The sequence below is a fragment of the Sorangium sp. So ce1504 genome (assembly GCF_051521635.1).
Lineage (GTDB): Bacteria > Myxococcota_A > Polyangia > Polyangiales > Polyangiaceae > Sorangium > Sorangium cellulosum_B.
Genome location: NZ_CP150365.1, coordinates 10,437,073 through 10,460,967 on the forward strand (window position 1 = coordinate 10,437,073; position 23,895 = coordinate 10,460,967).

The 23,895-nt window shown below is 70.9% G+C and carries 18 protein-coding genes and 1 pseudogene; 12 read left to right on the forward strand and 7 right to left on the reverse strand.

From position 1 onward, the window contains the following. Positions 1-36: 36 nt before the first annotated feature. A complete protein-coding gene (locus tag WMF39_RS39240) occupies positions 37-618 on the reverse strand; it encodes a hypothetical protein (RefSeq protein WP_437741580.1) in 582 nt (193 codons plus the stop codon). A gap of 484 nt (positions 619-1,102) precedes the next feature. Between WMF39_RS39240 and WMF39_RS39245 the strand changes: the two genes are divergently transcribed. Further along, positions 1,103-1,840, forward strand: coding sequence for a metallophosphoesterase family protein (locus tag WMF39_RS39245; protein ID WP_012239864.1), 738 nt, complete (start codon positions 1,103-1,105; stop codon positions 1,838-1,840). A 144-nt stretch (positions 1,841-1,984) separates the two neighbouring features. Here WMF39_RS39245 and WMF39_RS39250 read toward each other — a convergent pair whose 3' ends face one another. Both WMF39_RS39250 and rpoZ read right to left on the reverse strand, forming a co-directional pair. After that, positions 1,985-2,872 (reverse strand): class I SAM-dependent methyltransferase, encoded by an 888-nt coding sequence (locus WMF39_RS39250; RefSeq protein WP_437741581.1) that lies wholly within the window; start codon positions 2,870-2,872, stop codon positions 1,985-1,987. A gap of 108 nt (positions 2,873-2,980) precedes the next feature. Continuing rightward, positions 2,981-3,223 (reverse strand): DNA-directed RNA polymerase subunit omega, encoded by a 243-nt coding sequence (rpoZ, locus tag WMF39_RS39255; protein WP_044966694.1) that lies wholly within the window; start codon positions 3,221-3,223, stop codon positions 2,981-2,983. 245 nt (positions 3,224-3,468) lie between these two features. On the opposite strand from rpoZ, the gene pyrH reads away from it, so the two are divergent. The 3 genes from pyrH to WMF39_RS39270 all read left to right on the forward strand — a co-directional run bounded on the left by pyrH (position 3,469) and on the right by WMF39_RS39270 (position 6,646). Continuing rightward, the gene (gene pyrH / locus WMF39_RS39260; protein WP_080599110.1) at positions 3,469-4,230 is read left to right on the forward strand and encodes a UMP kinase; all 762 of its coding nucleotides are present in this window, start codon (positions 3,469-3,471) and stop codon (positions 4,228-4,230) included. Positions 4,231-4,347: 117 nt separating this feature from the next. After that, positions 4,348-5,424 carry a peptidylprolyl isomerase gene (locus WMF39_RS39265; RefSeq protein ID WP_437741582.1) on the forward strand — a complete coding sequence of 359 codons (1,077 nt, stop codon included), beginning with the start codon at positions 4,348-4,350 and terminating at the stop codon, positions 5,422-5,424. Continuing rightward, positions 5,411-6,646 (forward strand): KamA family radical SAM protein, encoded by a 1,236-nt coding sequence (locus WMF39_RS39270; protein WP_437741583.1) that lies wholly within the window; start codon positions 5,411-5,413, stop codon positions 6,644-6,646. The genes WMF39_RS39265 and WMF39_RS39270 overlap by 14 nt, the downstream gene beginning before the upstream one ends. 9 nt (positions 6,647-6,655) lie before the next feature. Here the strand turns inward: WMF39_RS39270 and WMF39_RS39275 are convergent, their stop codons facing one another. Beyond that, on the reverse strand, positions 6,656-9,316 hold the full coding sequence (locus tag WMF39_RS39275; RefSeq protein WP_437741584.1) for a protein kinase domain-containing protein: 2,661 nt from the start codon (positions 9,314-9,316) through the stop codon (positions 6,656-6,658). A gap of 724 nt (positions 9,317-10,040) precedes the next feature. Between WMF39_RS39275 and WMF39_RS39280 the strand changes: the two are divergent. The 8 genes and pseudogenes from WMF39_RS39280 to nusB all read left to right on the forward strand — a co-directional run. Then, positions 10,041-10,700 (forward strand): annotated as a pseudogene (locus WMF39_RS39280) (carboxyl transferase domain-containing protein); the annotation flags it as partial. Between the two features lie 319 nt (positions 10,701-11,019). Then, on the forward strand, positions 11,020-11,550 hold the full coding sequence (locus tag WMF39_RS39285; protein WP_437741585.1) for a hypothetical protein: 531 nt from the start codon (positions 11,020-11,022) through the stop codon (positions 11,548-11,550). 537 nt (positions 11,551-12,087) lie between these two features. Next, positions 12,088-14,877: an Rne/Rng family ribonuclease gene (locus WMF39_RS39290; protein WP_437741586.1), complete on the forward strand. Its 2,790-nt coding sequence runs from the start codon at positions 12,088-12,090 to the stop codon at positions 14,875-14,877. 6 nt (positions 14,878-14,883) lie between these two features. Next, positions 14,884-15,246, forward strand: coding sequence for a PilZ domain-containing protein (locus WMF39_RS39295; protein WP_012239873.1), 363 nt, complete (start codon positions 14,884-14,886; stop codon positions 15,244-15,246). Between the two features lie 17 nt (positions 15,247-15,263). Then, on the forward strand, positions 15,264-16,007 hold the full coding sequence (locus WMF39_RS39300; protein ID WP_437741587.1) for a riboflavin synthase: 744 nt from the start codon (positions 15,264-15,266) through the stop codon (positions 16,005-16,007). A gap of 58 nt (positions 16,008-16,065) precedes the next feature. After that, entirely contained in the window at positions 16,066-17,235 is a 1,170-nt protein-coding gene (gene ribB, locus WMF39_RS39305; protein ID WP_437741588.1) for a 3,4-dihydroxy-2-butanone-4-phosphate synthase, read from the forward strand. 96 nt (positions 17,236-17,331) lie between these two features. Beyond that, positions 17,332-17,841 carry a 6,7-dimethyl-8-ribityllumazine synthase gene (gene ribH / locus WMF39_RS39310; RefSeq protein WP_437741589.1) on the forward strand — a complete coding sequence of 170 codons (510 nt, stop codon included), beginning with the start codon at positions 17,332-17,334 and terminating at the stop codon, positions 17,839-17,841. 16 nt (positions 17,842-17,857) lie between these two features. Then, a complete protein-coding gene (gene nusB, locus WMF39_RS39315; protein WP_012239877.1) occupies positions 17,858-18,280 on the forward strand; it encodes a transcription antitermination factor NusB in 423 nt (140 codons plus the stop codon). A gap of 37 nt (positions 18,281-18,317) precedes the next feature. Here the strand turns inward: nusB and WMF39_RS39320 are convergent, their stop codons facing one another. From WMF39_RS39320 to WMF39_RS39330, 3 genes are read right to left on the reverse strand one after another with little or no spacing between them, the layout of a single operon-like run. Next, positions 18,318-20,777, reverse strand: coding sequence for an endonuclease MutS2 (locus WMF39_RS39320; RefSeq protein WP_437741590.1), 2,460 nt, complete (start codon positions 20,775-20,777; stop codon positions 18,318-18,320). Then, positions 20,777-22,723, reverse strand: coding sequence for a sigma 54-interacting transcriptional regulator (locus WMF39_RS39325; protein WP_437741591.1), 1,947 nt, complete (start codon positions 22,721-22,723; stop codon positions 20,777-20,779). The genes WMF39_RS39320 and WMF39_RS39325 overlap by 1 nt, the downstream gene beginning before the upstream one ends. Before the next feature lie 50 nt (positions 22,724-22,773). Next, complete coding sequence (locus tag WMF39_RS39330; protein ID WP_437741592.1) at positions 22,774-23,832, reverse strand: hypothetical protein; 1,059 nt, start codon at positions 23,830-23,832, stop codon at positions 22,774-22,776. Positions 23,833-23,895 lie beyond the last annotated feature (63 nt).

The window sequence follows — 23,895 nt, forward strand, 5'->3', positions numbered from 1 at the left end:
AGCGAGCGTGGGCGCCCGCGCGCCGCGATCCCCGCGTCAGCCGCCGCCGCGCTCGTAGTCGCCCGGCTCGAGCGCGGCGTCGGTATCCTCGCCGGCCTCGAGCCGACGCGAACGGATCGCGTCCACGGCGATGTCGATCACCTCGAGCCGCGTCGAGGGGGCGTAGTACTCGTTTTCCGAGACCGACGGCAGCTCCGCGAGCCTGGCCGCGACCGCCTCGCGATCGCCTTCCTCCAGCTCGAGCGCCGCCGGATCGCCGCTCAGGGAGTCCTCTGCAAGGTCCAGCACGGCGTCGGCTCGATGTCCGCGCGTGAGCGCCTCGCGCACGAAGAGGACGGGGCTGAACGCGAGGTAAACCGAGCCGAACTGCACCTGCCAGTAGGTCGGGTCTTCGCCATCCAGGCGCCACCACGACGCGTGCCGGCGCCGGATCACCTCGCCGAAGTATGCGCCTGCCATGTGCGCGATCATCGGCAACGCTTCGACCCGCTCCGACGTCGCACCACGCGCCTGCTCGAGGTAGTGGTCGAGCAGGGGCAAGGTCTCCGGCCGATAGTCAAGCCGTACGCCGAGGGCGCGCTCCACAAACCGCACGCACCCATCGGCGAGATCCTCCACGTTGGACGGCGGCGGCGCGACAGGTTCGACAGCTGCAGCGGACAGCGCAGACTCGGCCGGCTGCTCCGCAGAAATCGGAGACGTCCCTGCACCGTTCTGTTTGGTATTCATGGGCTCCACGCTATTCTTCTCCGGTGCGGGTGGCCGCTCGTCAACGTGGTCGTGCTGGGAGCGCCTCGGCAAGCTCCGCAAGGACCGTGTCCGGCCCTCGACCGTCCTCTGCAGATCCCCGGGCGCAGCGGAAGCACGCTCCACCGGAGCCGACAAAGCTGACGAGACCGACGGAACTGATGGAACTGACGGACCCGATGGAACCGCCGGAGCTAGCGGAGCCGCCGGAGCCAAAGGAACCGACGAGCCAGCCGACACAACGCCAACGAGCCGACAAAGCTCGGTGCCGGTCCTACCGGCCCATCTGTGGATCCAGGTTTGAATTCCTAACGGAAGTCGAGGCCTTCGTGCTAAGCTCCGCCCTCGCGTCGAAATGAGACTCGGGATTTTCAGCGATACGCACGCCAACTACGAGGCGCTCAGCGCTGTGCTCGAGTCCTACCGCCACGAACGTATCGACGTTTACTACTGCCTCGGGGATACGGTCGGCTACGGCGGCTCGCCGAACGAGTGCGCTGATCTCGTCCGCAAGGTGGCCAAGAAGACGATCCTCGGCAACCACGACGCGGCCGTCGCGGGTCGGATGGATTACTCGTATTACTACGAGGCCGCCCGGCAGGCGCTGGACACCCACGCAGCGATGCTGTCCTCCGAGAACGCGGCCTGGCTCCGGAGCCTCACGTACCAGGAGAAGTTGACGGACATCAACGTCGACCTCTGCCATGGCTCGCCCGTCCGGCTCGAAGAGTTCGAGTACATCTTCGCCCCCGAGCAGGCGCGCGAGTGCCTCCCGATGTGGAACGAGCTCGGTCACATCACGCTGATCGGCCACTCCCACCTCTGCAAGGTGTTCGCGCTCACACCGAACAGCGTCGAGGAGCTCCCTGCGGTGGATTTCCAGCTTGAGCAGGGTCGCAAGTACATCGTGAGCGTCGGCTCGGTGGGACAGCCGCGGGACTACGACAACCGCGCGAGCTACACGGTCTACGACAGCGACACGAAGCGCTTCGAGTTCAAGCGCGTCGAGTACGATATCGAGACAGCGGCCGAGAAGGTGCTGCGCGCCAAGCTCGAGCGCAACTTCGCCCACCGCCTCTACATCGGGGTCTGAGACTCCAGGCAACGGCGGCACTTGGCGCACGCTCGGTGCGGCAGGACCGAGGGGCACACGCGTGCTCGTGCGCGGACACGTCGCATATGGCCTGATGCCGCAGGGCGGCGCGAGGCGCAGCAGGCGCCGGGCGTTCGCGCGCCCTCAGCGGCCCCCGTCATGTCCAGGGCGGCGAGCCCTGGCAGAACGGCGTGGCCGGCAATGATAGAGCAGCATGCTCGTCTGGTTGTCGGGCAGCTCGGCGCAGAAATCGCTGCGGAGCTCCGTGAGCTCGAAGCCGTTGTAGTGGAGCAAGGCTTCGAGCTCCTGCGGGTAGAACTGACGATGGGCGAGCGGCGTCATCCAGCGCTCGCCGCCGTCGACGGGCGAGAACTCCATGGAGACGAACAGGATCTGCCGGACCTTGTCGTAGTCGAACCGCTCCGTGTACCGGACGAACTCGCCAGGGCCATCCTTCGTGGGGTACCGGAACCGCGGCGTGGCATAGGCGCGATCCGGATCTCGCGCGAGCTCTGCCGGCTCGGGCATGGAAACGTCGAAGACGAGCTCGCCCTTCGGCGTCAGATGCTCGCGCGCTCGCGCGAGGAACCGCTCCACATCCACGCGCGTGTACAGGTGCAAGAAGGCGTTGAACGGGCAGATCACGAGCGGAAAGCGGCGCCCTAGCCGCAGCGCCCGCATGTCGCCCCGCCGGAGGCTCACGCGAGAGGAGACACCGCGCGGCTCGCGTCCAAGCTGCACGCGCAGATCGCCGAGCATCGGCGCCGACAGGTCCACGCCGGTGATCTGGACCCCCGCCCTCGCGACAGGCAGCGTGATCCGCCCGTTACCGCAGCCGTACTCGAGCACCGGCCCCGCAGACGCAACGGCGAGGTCGACGTAGTAGCGGACGTCATCCTTACGGCGCGCGTACGTCTTCGCGTAGTACGCCGGATCCTCGTAGTGGGCCGACGTCCCTGCTTCGAGCTCCGGATCGCGACGCTGGCCGGAGCCCGAAACGCGCGCCGGCCGCCTCGTGGCCGTCCCGCTCATGCGAGGCAACAGATCAAGCGCAGCGCTGGCACGGTCAAGGGAGCGAGCTGCGAAACGGAGCCCCTAGGGAGGCGCGCATCACCGGACGCGCGCTCTTCCGATGCGGCATCAGCGCTGGCCGCCAGCGTTCATCTGCTGGAGCCACTCGGATACGACCTCGTGGGAGCTCCGGTGGAAGTGCACCTTGCCCGCCGCGATCTCTCGGAGGCTGGTCACGGCAGGCTTGTTCTTCGTCTTCACGAGAGCGTCCGAGCCCTTCATGAGCTGCCGCGTCCGGTTGGCCGCGAGCACGACGAGAGCAAAACGGTTTTCCTCGCGCTCGAGGCAGTCTTCCACAGTCACACGCGCCATAGGGGGGCCGAGACTAGCTCCCCGCCCCGGCAAGCGCAAGGTGCATGCCGCCCCGGCGGGTCTTCCTGCTCTGTTTCCTCTGTTTCCTCTGTTTCCTCTGCTTCCTCAGCTTTCTGTGCTTCCTCTGCTGCCTCTGGTTCTGCCTCCCGCTCTTCCTCCTTTGCGGCGCGCGCTGCCGCTTCGCCCGAGCGATGGTTCACGTTGTTCGTTGCCCTCCACGCAGGTCCCGGCTACGAGGTCGCACCGTGGCCGCTGACCAGGACTCTCTCCTTCCCCCTCCCCCTCGTCCGGCCCCCGGGCTGAAGTACCGCCGCATCGTGCTCAAGCTGAGCGGCGAAGCGCTCTGCGGCGAGGAAGGGGGGTTCGGCATTCGTCCCGAGACGCTCCACCACGTGGCCGGCGAGGTCGCCGAGCTCCAGCGGATGGGGGTGCAGATCGGGGTCGTCGTGGGCGGCGGCAACATCTTCCGCGGGCTGAAGGGCGCGAGCGCGGGGATGGACCGCTCCCAGAGCGACTACATGGGCATGCTCGCCACCGTCATCAACGCGCTCGCCCTCCAGGACGCGCTCGAGAAGACGGGCGTGCCGACGCGCGTGATGACCGCGATCGAGATCCGGCAGGTCGCCGAGCCGTACATCCGCCGCAGGGCGATGCGGCACCTGGAAAAGGGCAGCATCGTCATCTTCGCCGCGGGCACGGGCAACCCGTTCTTCTCGACCGATACCGCGGCAGCGCTGCGGGCCATGGAGATCCAGGCGCAGGCGCTGTTCAAGGCGACCAAGGTCGAAGGCATCTACGACCGCGATCCCGTGCGCCACGAAGGCGCGCAGATGTTCGCGCACCTGAGCTACGACCGCTTCCTCGCCGACAGGATCGGGGTCATGGACTCGACGGCGGTCACGCTCTGCCGCGAGAACAAGATGCCCATCCGGGTGTTCAAGCTCATGACCCGCGGCAACATCCTCCGCGTCTGCAGGGGCGAAGAGATCGGCACGATCGTCGACTGAGCGCGCGTTCGAGCGATCAGGGCGCGCGACGAGCCGAGGCGTCCGCCGACGCGCCAGCCCGAACGAGGCGCTGCGACCTCGAGCCACGCGGAAACCGTGCTAGACCCCGAGCCAGCAATGACCCGAGCTCCGGTGCGCCGACCCCTGCTCGCCATCTCGCTCGTCGCGCTCGTCGCGGGCTGCGATGAGCCCGCCCTCCAGGTCCCCTCGGACGCGGGGGATCCGGTCTTCGGCCTCACCGCCGAGCAGTCGGCGCGCGTGCTCGCGAAGGTCGGGGACAGGGTGATCACGCTGGGCGACTTCGGCAGGACGCTGGAGCGAATGGACCAGTTCGATCGGCTCCGGTACCAGACGAAGGAACGGCGCCGCGAGCTGCTCAGCGAGCTCATCGACGCGGAGCTGCTCGCGCTGGAAGCCCGGCGCCGAGGCCTCGACAAGGACCCCGCGGTCGAGGACACGATCCGGCAGATCCTCCGCGAGGCGATGATCGCCCGGGCGCGAAAGGGCCTGCCCGCGCCGGCCGACATCCCCGCGTCCGAGGTGCGCGCGTACTACGAGGCGAACGCCGACAAGTTCAGCGAGCCCGAGCGCAGGCGCGTCGCCGCCATCGTCGTCGGCGACCGAGCGCTCGGGGAGAAGGTCCTCAAGGAGGCGCAGAAGGCCGGGAGCAGCAGCGCGTGGGGTGAGCTCTTCCTCAAGCACTCGCTCACGGCGCCGAAGGACAAGAGCGCGGCCTCGCCGCTCGATCTCGCCGGAGAGCTCGGCATCGTCAGCCCGCCCGGCGATCCGCGCGGCGCCCACCCCCGCGTCCCAGAGCCGGTCCGCGCGGCCGCCTTTCGCATCGGCGGCGTGGGTGCGGTCGGCGAGGAGGTCGTCGAGGCCGACGGACGGTTCTTCATCGTCCGCCTGAACGGGCTCACCAGCGGGCACCGGCGCGAGTTCGCGGAGGCCGAACGCTCGATCCGGGTCGCGCTCATGCAGCAGAAGATGCAGGACCAGGAGCGCGCTCTCGAGAACGAGCTGCGGAAGAAGTTCCCCGTCGAGATCAACGATGCGGCGCTCTCCTCGGTCAAGCTGCCGGAGCAGCTCATGGAGACCGGGAGCGCGGCGCAGCCCGATCCCGCGAAGCCCCGCACGCCACAGCCGGAGCGGTCCGGCGCTGTCGCGGCGCCGTCGAGCGATGCGGGCAAGTAGCGAGCTCGTCGCCGCCGCGCGGCTCGCCCGGCGACCCGGCGAGGAAAGCGCGAACGCCCGCGCCGTCGCGCTGCCGGAGCGACCGGGGCCGCTCGCCGCGAGCGGGCAGCAGGGAGCGCGACCAGCCCGCGTGAAGACGCGGAAGAGCGACTGGACATGGCAGCTGCGTCACGCTCTCTCGAGCGCCGATGAGCTCCACGGGGCGCTGTCGCTGACGCCGGAGGAGCTCGATGGCGCCAGGCGCGCCGAAAAGGCGGGGCTGCCCATCCGCGTCACCCCCTATTACCTGAGCCTCTGCGACAGCGGCGATCCGGCGTGCCCGATCCGCCGGCAGTGCGTGCCGCTCGCCGACGAGGCCGCCGAGGTGCCAGGCGATCTGGTCGACCCCCTCGGCGAGGTCGCGCACGAGGTCGCCCCCCACCTCGTGCAGCGGTACCCGGATCGCGCGCTGCTCCTCGCGACCGACCGCTGCGCCGTCTACTGCCGCTTCTGCACCCGATCACGCATGGTCGGCGACGGCGGCGGCGCGGTGGCGCTCGAGCGCCTCGCGCCGGCGATGGCGTACCTCGAGGCGCACCCGGAAGTGCGCGATGTCATCGTGAGCGGCGGCGATCCCCTCGCCGTCTCGACGGACCGCGTCGTGCGGCTCATCGCTCGGCTGCGGCAGATCCAGAGCGTGGAGACGATCCGGATCGCCACGCGCGTGCCGGTCACGCTGCCGCAGCGGATCACCGCAGAGCTCGTGCGCGCGCTCAAGCCGTATCACCCGCTCTGGGTGATGACGCACTTCAACCACCCGAAGGAGCTCACGCCCGCCGCCGAGCGCGCGTGCAAGCGCCTCGCGGATCACGGCTTCCCCGTCATGAACCAGACCGTGCTGCTGCGCGGCATCAACGACGACGCGACGACGCTGGCCACGCTCTTCCGGGGTCTCGTGCGCTGGCGGGTGCGCCCCTATTACCTGCTCCAGATGGACCCCGTACGCGGCACGGCGCACCTGCGCACGCCGCTCGCGACCGGCGTCTCCCTCATGGATCAGCTCCAGGGCCGGCTCACCGGCATCGCGCTGCCGAAGCTGATCGTGGATACGCCCGGCGGGATGGGCAAGGTGCCCATCGGGCCCGACTACGTCGTCGACCGTCGGCCGGGGCGCACCGTCCTCCGCACGCACCGCGGCGTCGAGGTCGAGTACGTCGACCCTCCGGCGGGGCCTGGCGGCTGAGCCGCCCGCTCAGCGACCCGGGCCCCGCGAGAGCGGCTTCGCGACCCGGAACGACAGGTTCAGCGCCCGCGCGATCCCGAAGAAGCGGGTGCGCGACGCGCTCCTGCACTGCTGCGAGTCCGCGGCCCAGCTCCCGGAGCGGGCGATGCGCCACGGCGGCGCGTCTCCGCCGGCGTCGGCGGTCGATTCGAGCTCACCCGACGTCTCCGCCCACGATCTCTCGCCGTTCACATCGGCGACCCACTCGCGCACGCCGCCCGCCATGTCGCGCACGCCGTAGGGCGAGGTGTCGATGGGAAAGGTCCCTACCGGCTCTGGCTGCGCCAGGAACGGCCGCGACGAGCGCATCAGACAGAACGTCGGGTCGAAGTGATCTCCCCACGGGTAGAACCGGCCGTCGGTCCCGCGAGCCGCCTTCTCCCACTCCAGCTCGGTGGGCAGTCGGATCTCGATCCCGTCGCGCTCGCTCCGGAAACGGCAGTAGGCCACGGCGTCGAACCAGTCGATGAGGATGACCGGCAGGTTCCAGAGGTGCCCTTCCTCCGCCGGGAACCGCTTCTGCGCGTCACCCTCGACCACGCTGGGCAACGGCTCCCAGCCGCCGCTGCTGGCGGGCCGCGCGACGTAGCCCTCGGAGCCGCGCGTCCCGTGCGGCGCGCGCTTGAGGGCGAGATCGAGATCGCGCGTCTCGAGCTCGTTCAGGAACTCGCAATACTCGCGGAAGGTGACGGGGAACTTCGCGATCGCGACGTCGGGGACGTGGAGCTCGGCGCGGCGGAGCGGATCGTCGGCCTGCGCGTCGCCGCCGGCGATGAAGGTCCCCCCCGGGATGTACACGAACCCCTCGCCGATCTCCGCGTCGGTGTAGAGGTTCACCTCGACGCGGTGGTGGGTGCCCCGCTTGAGCAGCAGCGGGTAGCGCACGTCCCGACAGCCGGCGCGCTTCAGGATGAAGAGGTAGCTGCCCGGCTTGAGGTGCACCTCGCGGAGCGGGGTGCGGCCGAGCGAGCGCTCGTCGCTCGCCACCAGGATGCGATCCTTCTCGACGTAACGGTACGCGACGACGCTCGCGCCGGGCGGCGACGAGTCGAACGAGAGGACCGAATCGGCGGTGAGCAGCGCGGCGTAGCGGCCCACGTCGAACTCCGCCACGAGCGCCTCGTGGTAGATGCGCGCCGCGTGCTGGTGCTCCTGGTCCGCCCGCACCGCGCGCGACCAGTAGAGGTCCGCGAGCCCGGCGCGCGCCTCGACCAGGTCCGGATCGTACGCCAGCGCCTTCGTATAGAGATCGATCGCCTCCGCCGCGGCGCGCGCCTGCTCGCGCTCGACCCCGGCGGCCCTGTCCTCGAGCTGCCACCCCGCCCGCTTGCGCTCGATCGCCTCGTACTCCTTCACGTCCTTGAGCAGCCGCCGCGCCTCCTCGACGAGCCGCTCGCGCTCGCCGTCGAGCCGCCGGTCACGCTCGAGCGGAGCCTTGGCGAGCTCGCAGAGCTTGATGGCCTCCTCGCGGCGGCGCATCCGCTCCTTGGCGCCCTCAAGGAACGCCTCCGCCTCCGCCGCGACGCGGTCGGCGGTCGGCGGCCGCTGATCAGGGTCCTTCGCGAGCATCGCCAGGCAGAGGTCCTCGAGCAGCAGCGGGCAGCTCGGCGCGATCGAGCGCGGCGGCCTGGGGTCGCGCGTCTGCGTCGCGAGGATCACGGCGAGGACGGTCGGCGCGTCGAACGGGTGCTCGCCGGTGAGGATCTCGTAGAGCACCACGCCGAGCGCGAAGATGTCCGCGCGGTGATCGATCCGCGCGTGGTCCCCTCGGATCTGCTCGGGCGCGATGTAGCCGGGCGTGCCCGAGAGCGCGCTCGCGATCGCCTCGTGCCGCCTGCGGCCGAAGTCCTGCCCGCTCGGATCGACGGAGATCGGCTCGCTCACCTCCGCCCTCGCGAGCAGCTTCGCGTTGCCCCAGTCGCCCAGGTAGACCTCGCCGTAGTCGCCGAGCAGCACGTTCTCCGGCTTGATGTCGCGGTGGGCGACGCCTCGCCGGTGCGCGTAGGCCAGCGCCCGGGAGATCTGCACGAACGCGCCGATGAGCCGGACGAGCGGCCATTGTCTGCGGAGCTCGGGGTTCGTCAGCACGTTCTGCAGGCTCTGCCGCTTGACGACCCGCATGGAGTAGTACGGCTGACCGTTCGGCAGCGTGCCGAGGTCATAGACCGGGATGATGTTCGGGTGCTCGAGCTGGGCCGTGATCCGCGCCTCGGTCCGGAAGCGGTTGCCTACCGCGGAGTCCTCCTCGGCCCCCGGCTTCAAGGTCTTCAGCGCGACCACGCGCCCGATCTCCCGATCGCGCGCCTTCACCACCTTCCCGGCGCCCCCGGCCCCGAGCGCCTCGCCCACCTCGTACCGGGTGCCGCCGGAGTTCACGGCGCGCGTGGCGGAGGTCGCAAGCGTCGGGAAATCGGCCCCGACGTCCTCTCCGGGCAGGTCGATCTCCCGCTGCGTGTCGAAGCGCAGCGCGTCCTGGTCCTCGCTCTGCGGCGAGAGGGCGCGCGCGACGGGCGGGCTGCGGCCCTCCTGCGCGAGCAGCTCCGGCAGCGCCGCCAGCTGCTCCGGCGTGAGGATCCCCTCGAAGAGCTCCTGGGGCGTCGACGCGCCGCCGAGGGTCCATCGGCAAGCCATATCCCAAAGGGCGTTGGGCTCGATGAGCCCTCGCGCCACGGCGGCGACGGCCAGGGCACGAGCCTCACGAGTCTGAGCGAGCTTCACTCGAGCGACCTCTCGTCCGAAACGATCTCACCCCGCGACGCGAGGCGGAAGGCCACGCTGAGGCCGTCGAGCGCAAGGCGCCGCGAGCCAGGAGCGCGTGGCGCTCCCGCGAACGATCGAGGGCTGCCGGTGACGCTGTTCCGTGCGCATCTCACGAGGCGCCGCACGTCAGTTGCCGTGGCAGGCGACCGCTCTGCTGCCACGCCGGCCCGAGCTGCCCCGTTCGAAGTCGCGGCGCGGCGGGTCCGCAGCGGCGATGGCGGCCCCCGCGTCCCGGTCTTCAGATGGTCTACGTATCGGGAATTCCTGCATTTACCATCGGCAGCTGAGCGCCGCTCAGCGTACGTGGTGTCCCCTCGCCCGCGCAAGAGAGTAGGGCGGAGCCGCTCGAGGACCGCGGTCATTTTTCGTCGCAGGTCCCGCGCGCCTCGCACGTCCCCGCGTCTCCAGGTCGCGCGCGTTTCACATGTTTCGCATGTTTCGCACGGTTCGCATGTTTCGCACGGTTCGCACGGTTCCGCCGGCCTCGCTCCCTTGGCGTACAGGCTGCAAGGGATCGTCGCCCTGCCATGGCGTCGCGCGGTCGCGCGCGGCGGGATCTCGATCCCTCCGGGGGGCATGATGGGGCGCCGGGGCCGACGACGGCCGCCGCCTCGAGATCCACGAGCGCTTTGCGCAGAACATCGTGGTCGGGCTCGCCCGGATCGGAGGCGCGCCCATCGGGGTGGTCGCGAACCCGCCCCAGGTGTTCGCCGGCTGCCTCGACGTCGAGGCGGCGCGCTTCGTTCGCTCCTGCGACGGCTTCACTATCCCGCTCGTCACGTTCGTCGACGTGCCCGGCTTCCTCCCGGGGCTCGACCAGGAATAGGGCGGGATCATCACTCACGGAGCGAAGCTCCTCTATGCGTTCGCCGGAGCCACCGTGCCCGAGGCGACGGTGATCACCCGCAAGGCCTACGGCGGCGCTTACGACGTCATCGCCTCCAAGCACATCGGGATCGATTACAACCTCGCCTTCCCGACGGCCGAGCTCGCGGTCATGAGCCCGGAAGGCGCCGAGAGCATCGTGTATCGCAGCGAGATCCAGCAAGCGGCCGACCCGGCCGTCGCCCGCGCACGCTTCGTCGGCGACGACAAGGCGAAATTCGCCGCCTCGTACAAGGCGGCCGAGCTCGGCTTCATAGACGAGATGATCTACACGCGCATGCTCCGCACTCGACTGGCTCGGGCCCTCGACCTCCCGCGCGACAAGCGGGACAAGACCCCACCGAAGAAGCACGGAAACATCCCGCTTTAGCAGAATTTTGCGGCAGCTGGCAGCCCGCGAGAGGCGTGCTCTGGGAGAGATCAGCGAGCAGACCGCTTAGAGCGCCACGGCAGGTGGGTGCTGGGGCGAGCGACGCCGTTGCGCGGCCGATCCCGAGCGTGTAGAAACGACTTGCGTGGCTGTTTTTCTTTGAACTCCACGCGCGATGCTTCTCTCTGACCGACGATCTGCACAGGTGCACCCGGGGGCCGGTCGCAGGAAAACGGGTGGTTTGGCAGGCATGCCGAGCGTTGGGGGGGCGCCGAGTACACGAATGAAGGGTCGGTTGGGTTCTGTGGAGGTATTGAGCATGAAATCTTGGGTATTCGCTGCGGTTTTGATTTCCGGCTGCGCCCTCGTGGCTTGCGGTGACGACGGCAACACGTCGTCGGGCTCCAGCACCACCAGCAGCAGCGGGAGCAGCAGCTCTGGCGGCGGCGGCAACGGCGGCTCCGGCGGCAACGGCGGCAACGGCGGCAACGGCGGCTCCGGCGGAGAAGGAGGCACGAGCGCCACGAGCACTTCCTCGACGGGTACCCCGACCTGTGATGACACCGAGGACACGTGCGGCCGCGACACGAATACGGGCTGCTACAAGTGCGCCGTCGATGGTCCGTGCAAAGAGGTCCGCCAGGCCTGCGTGGGCAGCAGCGATTGTATTGACGTGGTGGTGTGTATCGATGGCTGCGCCGCGGAGGAAGACCCGGCCACGTGCATCGAGACGTGCCGCACGGACAACGCGGCCGGGGTCGAGGCCTACGACGCCCTCATCACGTGCACTGTTTGCGAGGAGTGCGCCGAGAGCTGCGATGCCGCCGGAGAGCCGGTGTGTAGCCTGTGAGCTTCTGACAACAGCAGCGCATCTCCGAAGGGGGCGCCAGATGGCCGCCCCCTTCGGCCTTTATGCGGGCCGAGCCGCGACGGACGGCTCGCCCGCGCCAGCCGTCGCGGCTCGGCCGCCGGCGGAGGGCGGCGCGGGGCACGACACCGGCGGCTCCGGAGCAGCACGGAAGCGGCGGCGCGCCAGCGGGGGCGAGGGAACGGGGCGGTCCCGAGCGAGGGCCAGGTGCGCCTCCTGACGGACGTCGCCCCAGCTCGCGCGCCCTCGCCGCCGTGCGGACGCCTCGACCGGCGCTCCGGGCCAGGGCCTTGGGCCCAGCGGCAGGAGCCGCCGGTCCGCAGGCCAGGCAGCAGGCGCCGCCGGGCGACGCCGAGGCAGAGCGGCGGAGACGCGAGGTAGCTCACGCACTGGCGGCCGGCCTGCCTCGGCGACCTCCGGTCCCGGGCCCCAATCGCGCAGCATACTCCGGGTTGCGCCTTCATGGGCCGGGCAACCCGTGGTAACGCTTGGCGGCGCCGCCGATGTGCGGCATCCGACATGGGAAAGAACCTTCTCGTCATCAATGTGGACATCCGCGAGACACGCGTCGCGCTGATCGAAAACGGGATCATCGCTGAGCTGCATCTCGAGCGGGAGAGCTCCAAGGGGACGCTCGGAAACATCTACCTCGGCAAGGTCAGCCGCGTTTTGCCCGGAATGCAGGCCGCGTTCATCGACGTGGGGCTCGAGCGAGCAGCCTTCCTGCACGTCGAGGACCTCATCCGGCCCGACGATTTCGAGGCGTACCTGGCTGGGCACCGCCGGACTGTTGAGGAAGAGCGCGCCTCCTCGCGAGGCCGCGCCGCGCGTGGCAGCGAGGCGCCTAGACCTGACGAAAGCGAGGTGCATGAGCTATCGGGCGCAGAAGCCGCGCCCGAGAGCCCCGACCTGACTCCCGGACGACACGAGCTCCGGGAAGGAGGGGACTTCGGGGCGGAAGAAGGGTTCGATGCCGGCGGCTCGCTCGATGCCGGCGGCTCGCTCGACGAAGGGAGCGACGTGCCGATCGAGCTGCCCACGGCGCTCGATGTGCTCGGAAGCCCCTCCGGCCAGGCGTTCGCCGGCGTGGGGACGATGGTGGCGCTCGACGAGGCCGACGACTCGGAGCCGGAGATCGACGACGGGCACGAGCACGACGGCGCGGACGACGACGACGAGGAGCTGGTCGCGCCAGGCGGAGACAGCGACGCCGACGAGGCCAGCGACGAGGAATCCGGCCCCGACGAGGCGAGCATCGAGGACGACGACGAGCTCGACGCGCCCGGCTACGACGTCGAGCCTGCCTCCCCGCCACCGGAGGATGCCGCGGACGCGTGGAGCGCGGCCGAGGAGCGTCCGGAAGCGCTGAGCAACACCGCGGACAGCGGCGAGACGGAAGTGCAGGAGGCGAGCGCGTCGGACGAGCCCGCCGCGCACGGCGCCGCCGACGACTGGCCGGCCGGACAGGAGGCGAGCGCGCCGCCGGTCCCGGAGGCCGCGGCAGCGGCCTCGGGCGATGACGTCCCACCGGCGGCGCGTGCGCGCAGCGGGCGCGCGCGCGGACGGCGCGAGGCGCGCGTGCGCCGATCGGGACGGACGCGCGACCGGCGCGCCAACCTCGAGGGCGGCGCCGCGCTCGCGGAGGCGGCCCCCGCGGAAGCGCGCGAGGGGCGCGAAGGCCGCGAGGCGCCGCGCGAGGGGCGCGAAGGCCGCGAGGCGCCGCGCGAGGGGCGCGAAGGCCGCGAGGCGCCGCGCGAGGGTCGAGAGGGGCGCGAGGCGCCGCGCGAGGGACGCCAGGCCCCGCGCGAAGGCCGCGAGGCGCCGCGCGAGGGACGCCAGGCCCCGCGCGAAGGCCGCGAGGCGCCGCGTGAGGGCCGAGAGGGGCGCGAGGCGCCGCGCGAGGGACGCGAAGGGCGCGACCGGGGCGCCAAAGGACAGCAGGGCGGACGCGAGGGGCGCGATCGCGAGCAACGCGGGCGCGAGCAGCGGACGCGAGAGCGCGGGCGCGAGCAGTCGCGGGACGGCAAGGGCAAGAGCGCAGCGCGGGGCCAGCAGAGCTCACGCAGCTGGCAGAACGAGCCGCCGCGGATCTCGAAGTCGACGCCGATCCGCGAGGTCGTCCGCGAAGGGCAGGAGGTCATCGTCCAGGTCTCGAAGGAGCCGATCGGGACGAAGGGCGCCCGGGTCACGAGCCACATCTCGCTGCCCGGCCGCTATGTCGTGTACCTGCCGACGGTCGATCACATCGGGATCTCCAAGCGTATCGGCTCGGAGAAGGAGCGATCCCGGCTGCGGGACGCCATCGAGGCGATGAAGCCTCCGCAGGGCGGGCTCATCGTGCGCACGCTCGCCGAGGGTCTCACGAAGAAGCAGCTCAAGGCCGACGTCGGCTACCTCGTGCGCCTCTGGGGCGAGGTGGCGAAGAAGCGGGAGAGCGGCGTGAGGGCGCCTGCAGTGCTCTACACCGAGCTCGACCTCGTGCTGAAGACCGCCCGCGACCTCTTCACCGACGACATCGAGAAGATCGTGATCGACGACCGCGAGGAGTACATCCGGCTGCGGCGCTTCGTCGAGATGTTCATGCCCGAGCGCGCCGACGCGGTGGAGCTCTACGAGGGGACGGAGCCGATCTTCGACGCGTACGGGATCGAGGACGAGATCCAGCGGGCGCTGTCGCGGAAGGTCCCGCTGCCCTCGGGCGGGCACCTGATCATCGACCAGGCCGAGGCGCTCACCGCGATCGACGTGAACACAGGGCGGTTCGTCGGCAAGGGGTCGAAGGATCTCGAGGAGACGATCCTGACCACGAACCTGGAGGCGGTCGAGGAGATCGCCTACCAGCTCCGGTTCCGCAACATCGGCGGGCTCATCATCCTCGACCTCATCGACATGGAGCGCGCCCAGAACCGGGAAAAGGTGCGGCGCCGCCTCGAGGAGCTGCTCTCCAGGGACAAGGCGAAGACCACGCTGAACCGGATCTCCGATCTGGGCCTCATCGAGATGACCCGGAAGCGGACGCGCGAGAGCCTCGGGCGGACGATCCTCGAGCCGTGCTTCTACTGCGACGGGACGGGCCAGCTGCAATCCAAGCAGACCGTCGCCTACGAGATCCTGCGGCAGATACGGCGCGAGCGGATGAACCTGCCCGGCTACTCGGTCGTGGTCAACGCGCACCCGGCCGTGATCGACCTGCTGAAGAACGACGAACGCATCGCCGTGCAAGAGGCGGAGCGGCTGTTCCAGCGCCGGATCGATCTCGTGCCCCGGAAGGAGTACCACCTCGAGCAGTTCGATCTGCAAGGCAGGTAAGGCGTCATGGTGGACGATCAGGGTTCTCCGGAGAGCAGCGACGCGAAGACGGGACGCAAGGAAGAGCGCGTCACCATCAACAAGGAGTTCGAGTCCTACGACGCGTTCATCAACGAGTACGTGACGAACATCTCGCGGACCGGCGTGTTCGTACGCTCGAAGACGCCGCTCGCCGTCGGGACGAAGGTGAACCTGCGGTTCACCGTGATCATGGACGACATCGAGACGATCGAGGGCGTCGGCGAGGTGGTGCGCGTGCACGACGATCCGCAGGGGATGGGGGTCGTCTTCACCGAGCTGTCGGGCTACTCGCAGGGGCTCATCGACAAGCTCCTGACCAGCCAGGGGCACCGCACCTCGAAGGGCTAGGCAGAGGGGCGTCGGCGATGTTCACCGGGCTTGTCGAGACGATCGGGGTCCTCCGCCGCCGGAGCGGCGGCGCCGTGGCCCGCGCGCTCGTCGAGGCGAGCCTCGGGCCGCTGACGCTCGGCGAGTCCGTGAGCGTGAACGGCGCCTGCCTCACGGTCGATCGCATCGCGCCCGGCGGCTTCGAGTGCGACATGTCCGCCGAGACCCTCGGCCGCACCACGCTCGGCGCGCTGCCGGTCGGCGCGCGCGTCCACCTCGAGCGCGCGACGCCGCTCGGCGCGCGGATGGGGGGGCACGTGGTGCTGGGCCACGTCGACGGGCTCGGCCGCGTCGTCGAGCACGCGCGGGCCGGCGACGCGATCCGCCTCCGGGTGAGCGCCCCGCCCGAGCTCGCGCCGTACCTCGCTCCCAAGGGCTCGATCGCCGTCGACGGCGCGAGCCTCACGCTCAACGCCGTGTCCACGGCGGGCGCCGCCGAGATCTGGTTCGACGTGATGCTGGTGCCGCACACCATCGGCCGGACTCTCCTCGGAGAGCTCCGCCCCGGCGCGGCCGTCAACCTTGAAGTTGACGTGCTCGCGCGCTACGTGGCGCGGGCGCTCGAGGTCGCATCGCTCGCCAGCGTGAAGGGCCTCTCGAGCCAAGACACGCGCGGCGGCGATGCCTCCGCCGAGCGCGGCGAAGAGCGCGGAAATACGGGAGAGCATGCGGATCACGACGAACGACTCCTCGCAAAGCTGCGCGCGGGGGGATTCTGGTGAGGCTGTGTCAGCCGCCTCGAGCGGCAGGCTCGACCAGGACATGACCTCCGGGGGCCCGATGCCTCATCGGCTGACCATCGACAAAGCGGTCCTCGACCGGGTGAACACCGCGCTCGATCACATCCGCGCGGGCAAGATGGTGATCCTCGTCGACGACGAGGATCGCGAGAACGAGGGGGATCTCTGCATGGCTGCGGAGGCGGTCACCCCCGAGGCGATCAACTTCATGGCGATGCACGGGCGCGGGCTCATCTGCCTCGCCCTCGACGAGGAGCAGGTCGCGCGCCTCGAGCTGCCGATGATGTCCGCGCCAGGGCGGAGCGGACCGCCTCTCGGCACCGCCTTCACCGTCAGCATCGAGGCGCGCACCGGGGTGACGACGGGGATCAGCGCCGCCGATCGGGCGCACACGATCCGGGTCGCGATCGCGCGCGACGCCGCGCCCGAGGATCTCGTCACGCCGGGGCACGTGTTTCCGCTGAAGGCGCGCCGCGGGGGCGTGCTCGTGCGGACGGGGCAGACCGAGGGGTCCGTGGATCTCGCGCGCCTCGCCGGGCTCCGGCCGGCGGGCGTGATCTGCGAGATCATGAACGACGACGGCAGCATGGCCCGCATGCGGGATCTCGAGGTGTTCGCCGCGAAGCACGGCCTGCTGATCGTGACGGTGGCGGACCTCATCCAGTACCGGCTCCAGACCGAACGGCTGGTCCGCTGCGTGGGCGAGCGGACGCTGCGGCTCGACCTGACGGGCACGGAGTGGACCGTGTACGTCTACGAGGTGATCAACGAGCAGCGGCAGTTCCTCGCGCTGACCAAGGGCGCGGTGGCGACGCCGGACCCCATCCTGTGCCGCGTGCACTCGGGGTCGACCATCGCCGACCTCTTCAGCTCGACGCCCCTCGACGGCGGCTCGAACCTGCGCGAGGCGCTCCTCGCGATCGAGAGCGCCGGCGTCGGGGTGGTCGTCTACATCCCGTCGCGAGGGGACCTGGGCCGCGAGCTGGATCTGCTGAAGGGCTCGGGCTCCGACGAGACGCTCCCCGTCGTGAAGACGCAGCAGCCGTGGACGCTGCGGGAGTTCGGCCTCGGCGCGCAGGTCCTCGCGGACCTCGGGGTGCACCAGATCCGGCTCCTCACGAACAGCCAGCCGAAGATCGCAGGGATCACCGGGTACGGGCTCACCGTGATCGAGCGGGTGCCGCTCGTCTCGATGAAGGGCGAAGCCTGACAGACGGGCGCGCTCGTTCGCTGGTAAAAGGACGCTCGGACAGGATCGCGATCGCGGCGATCGCGCATCCCGCGCGGCAGGAGAGAGGAACGGCGGATGGCAGAGCAAGCGGTCGGGCAGGCACAGGCGAGGGTGATCGAAGGGAACCTGGTGGTCCCGCCGGGGGCGCGCTTCGCGCTCGTGACGAGCCGCTTCAACCACTTCATCGTCGACCGCCTGGTCGAGGGCGCGCTCGACGCCATCGCGCGGCACGGCGGCGCGCTCGGTCGGACGTCGATCGTGCGCGTCCCGGGCGCGTGGGAGATGCCCACCATCGTGGGGAGGCTCGCGCACAAGAAGAGCGTCGACGCGATCATCACCCTGGGCGCGGTGATCCGGGGCTCGACGCCGCATTTCGACTACGTGGCGGCCGAGGTCACGAAGGGGATCGCGACCGTGTCGCTCCAGACCGGGGTGCCGGTCACGTTCGGGGTGCTCACGACCGACTCGATCGAGCAAGCGGTCGAGCGGGCAGGCACGAAGCATGGCAATAAGGGGTGGGAGGCCGCCGTCAGCGCGATCGAGATGCTCGCGCTCGGCGCCGCGCTGGACACAGCTGGCCTCTAAACGAAGGTTCTGAGAGATGGGTGCGCGCTCTACCGGCCGCGAAGCGGCCTTGCAGATGCTGTTCGCGGTGGAAGCTGGTGGAAGCTCGGCGCCCCGCGTCGTCGCGACCTTCTGGCGCGAGACGCCGGGCGATCCCGAGGGACGCGCCTACGCGGACGAGGTGGTGGTCGGGGTCGCCGAGGATCTCGCGGCCGTGGACGAGGCGATCCGGAAGGCGAGCACGAACTGGCGCCTCGAGCGGATGGCGCGCGTCGATCGGAACGTCCTCCGGCTCGGCGCGTGGGAGCTCATGAACCGCCCAGAGGTGCCGCGCGCGGTCATCCTCGACGAGGCGGTCGAGCTCGCCAAGCGCTACGGCAGCGAGGAGAGCGGCGCCTTCGTGAACGGCGTGCTCGACCGGATCGCCGAGAACCTCGGCCGCGTCGACCGGGATCGCTGAGCGTCACGGCGCGCTGTCGCTCAGGCGCGCGCCTCGCTCACCACTTCAGCCAGGCGACCGTCACGCCGTCGCCGCCCTCGCTCGGGCCGCCCGGCCGGAGGCGCGCCACGTAAGGGCTCCCGCGCAGCGCCTCGCGGACGGCATCGCGCAGGGCGCCCGTGCCGTGCCCGTGGACGAAGAACGTGACCTTGCGGCCCGCGCCGAGCGAGCGGTCGAGGAACTGCTCGGCCATCGCGACCGCCTCGTGCGCGCGCAGGCCGCGGAGATCCACGGTGTTGTCCGCCGTCTGGATCGGGACGTCGGGGTCGGCGGCGGCGTCCAGATCGACGCGGCGCTGCGGGGGCGCCGCGGCGGCCGGCGGCGCGCCGGTGCCGCGCAGCTCGGCGATCGAGGTCGTGAGCTTGAGCGAGCCGGCGGTGACCCGCAGCTGGCCGCCCGAGAGGACCTCCACCACCTCGGCCTCGGCCCGCAAGCGAGGTACGTAGACGCGGGCGCCGACGCGGATGGCGGCCGGATCGATCGCCGGCCGCGCCTGCGGCTCGTCCTTCGGGCGCAGCTCGAGCTCGCCGCCGATCGACGTCTTCTGCCCCACCGCGTCCATGGCGCGAGCGGCCGCGCGCACGTCCTCCTCGGTGGGCTTGCCGCGCAGGCGCGCCTGCGCCGCCTTGAGGTCCTCGCGCGCGCGCCGCAGGCTGGCGAGCAGCGCCTCCCCCTCCCGCGTGATCACGCCGCGCTCCTTGTCCCGGAGCCGCTCGATCTCTGCCTCGAGCTCCCGCCGCTTCGCGCGGGAGGCGGCCGCCTCCCGCTCGGCGTCCTCGCGCGCGAGCTCGAGCGCGCGGCGCTCGGCGGAGAGCTTCTCGACCATCTGCTCGAAGGTGACCGCCTCCTTCGTGAGGAAGCGCTCGGCCCGCTCCAACACGGCGCCCGGGATGCCGAACCGCCGCGCGACCGCGAGCGCGCTCGATGCGCCGGGCACGCCGACGACGAGCCGAAAGGTCGGGCTCATGGTGGCGAGATCGAAGCCGACCGAGGCGTTCTCGAAGCGCTGATCCCCGAGCGCGAGCGCCTTGAGGCCCTCGTAGTGCGTGGTGCTGGCGACGGTGCCCCCGCGCGCGCACAGCGCGTCGAGCACGGCCGCGGCGAGCGCCTCGCCCTCGCGCGGATCGGTGCCGCCGGCGAGCTCGTCGAGCAGGACGAGCGCGCCGGGGCGCGTCTCGCCGAGGATCCGCCCCAGGTTTTTCACGTGGGCGCTGAAGGTCGACAGGTTCTTGTGGAGGTTCTGCTCGTCGCCGACGTCGGTCAGCACGACGTCGAAGAGCGCGACGCGAGAGCCCTCCCCGGCGGCGACCGGCAGGCCCGCGCGAACCATCAGCGCCGCGAGCCCGAGCGTCTTCAGGGCCACGGTTTTGCCCCCGGCGTTCGGTCCGGAGACGATCATCGCGCGGCCGGCGCTCATCGCGAGGTCGCTCGCGACCACCTTCACGCCGTCGAGCGCGAGGAGCGGGTGGCGGCCCCCGATGAGTTCGATGGAGGTCGGCCTCGATCCGCCCTCCGAGGCGCCCCGCCCGGCCCCGAAGGCGTCCTCCGGGACGTCCGGGAAGGTGAGGTCGAGGTCCTCCGCGAGCCGCGCCGCCGCGGCCCGCACGTCGGCGTGGGCCAGGGCGCGGGCGGCGGCCGCGACGCTCTCGACGTCCTCGGCCACGCGGGCGGTGAGCGCCGCGTAGATCGCCTGCTCCTCCCGCGCGACCTCGGCGTCGACCATCTTCATCCGGTTGCCCGTCTCGACGAGCACCCGGGGCTCCACGAACACGGTGGCGCCGCTCGCGCTCGTCGCGTGGACGATGCCGGGGAAGCGCTCGTGCGCGTCGGATCGCACCGGCAGCACGTAGCGCCCGTCGCGCTCCGTCCAGTAGCGGTCCTGGAGGATGTCCTCGTGCTTCTGGATGAGGTCCTCGAGGCGCCGGACGAGCCGCTCGCGCACCGCGCGCCGCTCCGCGCGAAGCGCCTCCAGGCGAGGCGACGCGCGATCGGCGAGCGTGCCGTCCGGATCGAACGCCGCCGCGAGCTCGCGCGCGACGGCGTCGAGCTCGGGGTCGGTCGCGCACGCGGCGTGGAGCGCGGGCGCGATCTGACGCCGGTTCTGCAGGTACTGCCGCGACGTCCGCGCGGCCTCGAGGAGGCCGAGCACGGCGCGCAGCTCCTCGTTCGCGAGCGCCGCGCCGATGCGGGCCCGATCGAGCGCGTCCTCGAGCTCCGCGACGTCGCGCGCCGGCACCGGCTCCCCGGCCCGGGAGAGCTCCACCGCCTCGCGCACCTCCGCGAGCGCGGTGAGGGCCTCGGCGCGCGTCGACGCGAACGGCAGGGCCCGGGCCAGCCGCTTCCCGCCCCGGGACGCGCATCGCTCCGCGAGCGCCTCGAGGACGCGATCCCACTCCAGGTCGGCGCGGGTCTTGGTGGGACAGGGATCTGCGAAGGGCCCTTCGGGGTTGTAGTCCATCACGCTTCGGTCGGATCGCGGGCCACGCCGCCGGCCCCGCTCGGCATCGGGTTCTGCTCCTTCTCGAGGTAGCGGAAGATGGTGCGCGGGTCGACGCCGAGGTCGCGGGCCGTCTGCGTGCGGTTGCCGTTGTTGCGCTCGAGCGCCTCCAGCACGTACCGCCGCTGGAACTCCTCCTTGGCCTTCTCCAGCGGCATGACGGCCGTCTCGGCGCCCGGGCCGAGATCGAGGTCCTCCACGGCGAGGAGCGCCTGGTCACAGAGGACAAGCGCCTTCTTGATGCGGTTCTCGAGCTGCCGGATGTTGCCCGGCCAGGGGTACTTCTTGATCGCGGAGAGCGCGGCCGGGCTGAAGCCTCGCACGGCGCTGCCGAGCTCGTCGGCGTACTTCGAGAGAAGGACCTTGGCGATGATGAGCACGTCGTCGCCGCGCTCGCGGAGCGGCGGGAGCCACAGGTTCACGACGTTGAGCCGGTAGTAGAGATCCTCCCGGAAATTGCCGGCGCGGATCTCCTCCTCGAGGTTCCTGTTCGTGGCGGCGACGATGCGGATGTCGACCTTCTCGGGCTTCGAGTCGCCGACGCGGAAGACGACCCGCTCCTGGAGCGCGCGGAGGAGCTTCACCTGGAGGTTCAGCGGCAGCTCGCCGATCTCGTCGAGGAACAGCGTGCCCTTGTCGGCGACCTGGAACTTGCCCGGGCGGCTGGCGATGGCGCCGGTGAAGGCGCCCCTCACGTGGCCGAAGAGCTCGCTCTCGATGAGGTTCTCGGGGATCGCGCCGCAGTTGATGGTGACGAAGGGGCCGCCATCGCGCGGGCTGCGCCGGTGCAGCTCCCGCGCGATGAGCTCCTTCCCGGTCCCCGTCTCGCCCGTGATGAGCACGCTGATGTCCGTCGCCGCGACCTTCTGCAGCTTGCGGAACACCTCGAGCATCGACGGGCAGGCGCCGATGATCTCGCCGAACTTCTTGTCGTGCAGCTCGGCGACGAGCTTGGCCTTGTCGGCCCTGAGGGCGTTCAGGAGCATCGCGTTCTGGAGGATGAGCGAGGCCTGGGACGCGAAGATGCTGAGCAGGTCGAGCTGGGCGCGGTCGAAGAGGTGCTTGATCTTGTCGTTGCCGACGTAGAGCGCGCCGATGATCTGGCCCTGCGACAGGAGCGGCGCGCACATCACGCTGGAGAGCTTCATCGCGATGACGCTGTCGCTCCGGCCGAACTGCGTGTCGGCGAGCGCGTCGGAGACGATCACCGGGCGGCCCGAGACGATGACCTGACGCACGATGCTGTCCGAGATCCCCCCGGCCGCGTCGGTGATGGCCTCCTTCCGGATGTTGCGCGACGCGCGCACCGCCAGCTTGCGATCGCCGCCCGCGGCCGGCGCGGCCGGAGCGCCGCCGCAGACCGCCGTGTCGGCCGCCGCCTCCGCCCCCTCGAGGAGCAGGAGGAAGCCCTTGTCGGCGTGCGTCAGCTCGATGACGTCGTCGAGCATCGCCTCGAGGAGCTCGTCGACGCTGCGCCGGTTGATGAGCTTCTCGCTGAAGGCGAACAGCTTGCGGACGCCGGCGAGCTCCGACGAGCCCTGCAGCGGCGCGGGCCGCTCCGCCCCGCCGTCGCTCGCGGGGAGCCGCTCCTGGACGGTCGGCGCCTCGGCGAACATCGAGAAGCCGACCTCGACCGTGCCTAGCTGGAGCCGGTCGCCGTGCACCAGGCGGGCGCGCCGCTTCTTCTTGCCGTTGATCGCGATCTCCCCGTCGCGCTCGCACTCCTCCAGCACGAAATCGCGTCCGTCGAACACGATCTGCGCGTGATGGTCCAGCACCCCTGCTCCCGCGACCGCGACGTCGTTTCCGAGCGCCTTGCCGATCGTCGTGACCGGTTTGTGGACGCTGTACAGGCGTGGCGCGCCCTCGGAGGCGAAATACTTCAGGGTCGGCATCGAGGGCAGCATAGCAGGCGTGCCGCGGCCTCATGCAGCCGTGTTGGACGGCACACCGCGGCTTACCAGAGCTCTCCGACGACGACGGCGCCGAGCCCGCCTCGATAGGGCGTGAGGCTGCCGCCGAGCACGCGCGCGAACGGGGGACGGCCACGATCTTCCTGGTCGTCCAGGGCGACGGAGGCGCTCGAGTCCGGCCTCCCGAGGAACAAGGCGCCCGCGACGAGGCCGAGGGTGCCCGCCGCGCCCTGGGCGATGAGGCCGCGGCGGGGGTCATGATCGCTCCCGATGTACGCGAGGTAGATGGGCAACGACACCACCGTGCCGATGCCGAGCCCGCCCCACATCCACGCGAGCTGGTTCCACGAGGGCGTCCACGCGACGGACAGGCCGACGGCGCCCGCGGTCGCGACGTTGAACCCGATGAGGCCCCCGAGCGAGATGCTGTCGTTCGACTCGCTCCAGTCGCCGTTGCTGGCGGCGGCCCCGAACGCGCTGCCGATGAGCGAGCCCCACACCGCGCCCGAGGCGACGAGCATGTTGGTCTGCGGCTTGGGCCGGAGGAGATAGTAGAAACCCCAGCCCGCCGCGCCGCCGACGGTGGAGCCGATCACCTCGGCGGTCGCGAGCCCGAGGAAGCCCCACTCCTTGCCCTTCCGGGCGCTGACGTACTGGTAGGACGCGATGCCGAGCCCCTCGCCCGCGCCGATCACCATGCCCGTGGCGATCGCGGACGGCATGCCGCGCGGCATCGGCGGCGAGTCGAGGAAGTAGACGCCGACCGGCGCCGCGACGCCGAGGAGCGCGGGGGCGATGAACTGCGCGCCGGGATCGTCGATGCCGGCGAGCGCGTCGATCCAGATGCCGGTCCCCACGCCATAGGCCACGGAGGTGGCGTAGAGGTAGCCGACCTCGAGCGGCGTCGATTTGGGCTCGCTTTTCTTCTGCGGGGCGTACCCGTAGCCGCCGTACTGGCCTCCGTACCCGCCGCCGTACTGACCGCCGTACGCGCCGCCCTGCTGACCACCGTAGGGCGGCGCGCCGTACTGGGCAGCGGCCGTCGAGCTGACGCTCGACAGGAGGAGCGCGGAGAGGAGACTCACGAGAGGTCGCGTGTGCATCGCGCCGCCACTTTACACGCTCGCGAGAGGCGAGGCGCGCGGCGGCGCGAGAAAGCGCCTTCC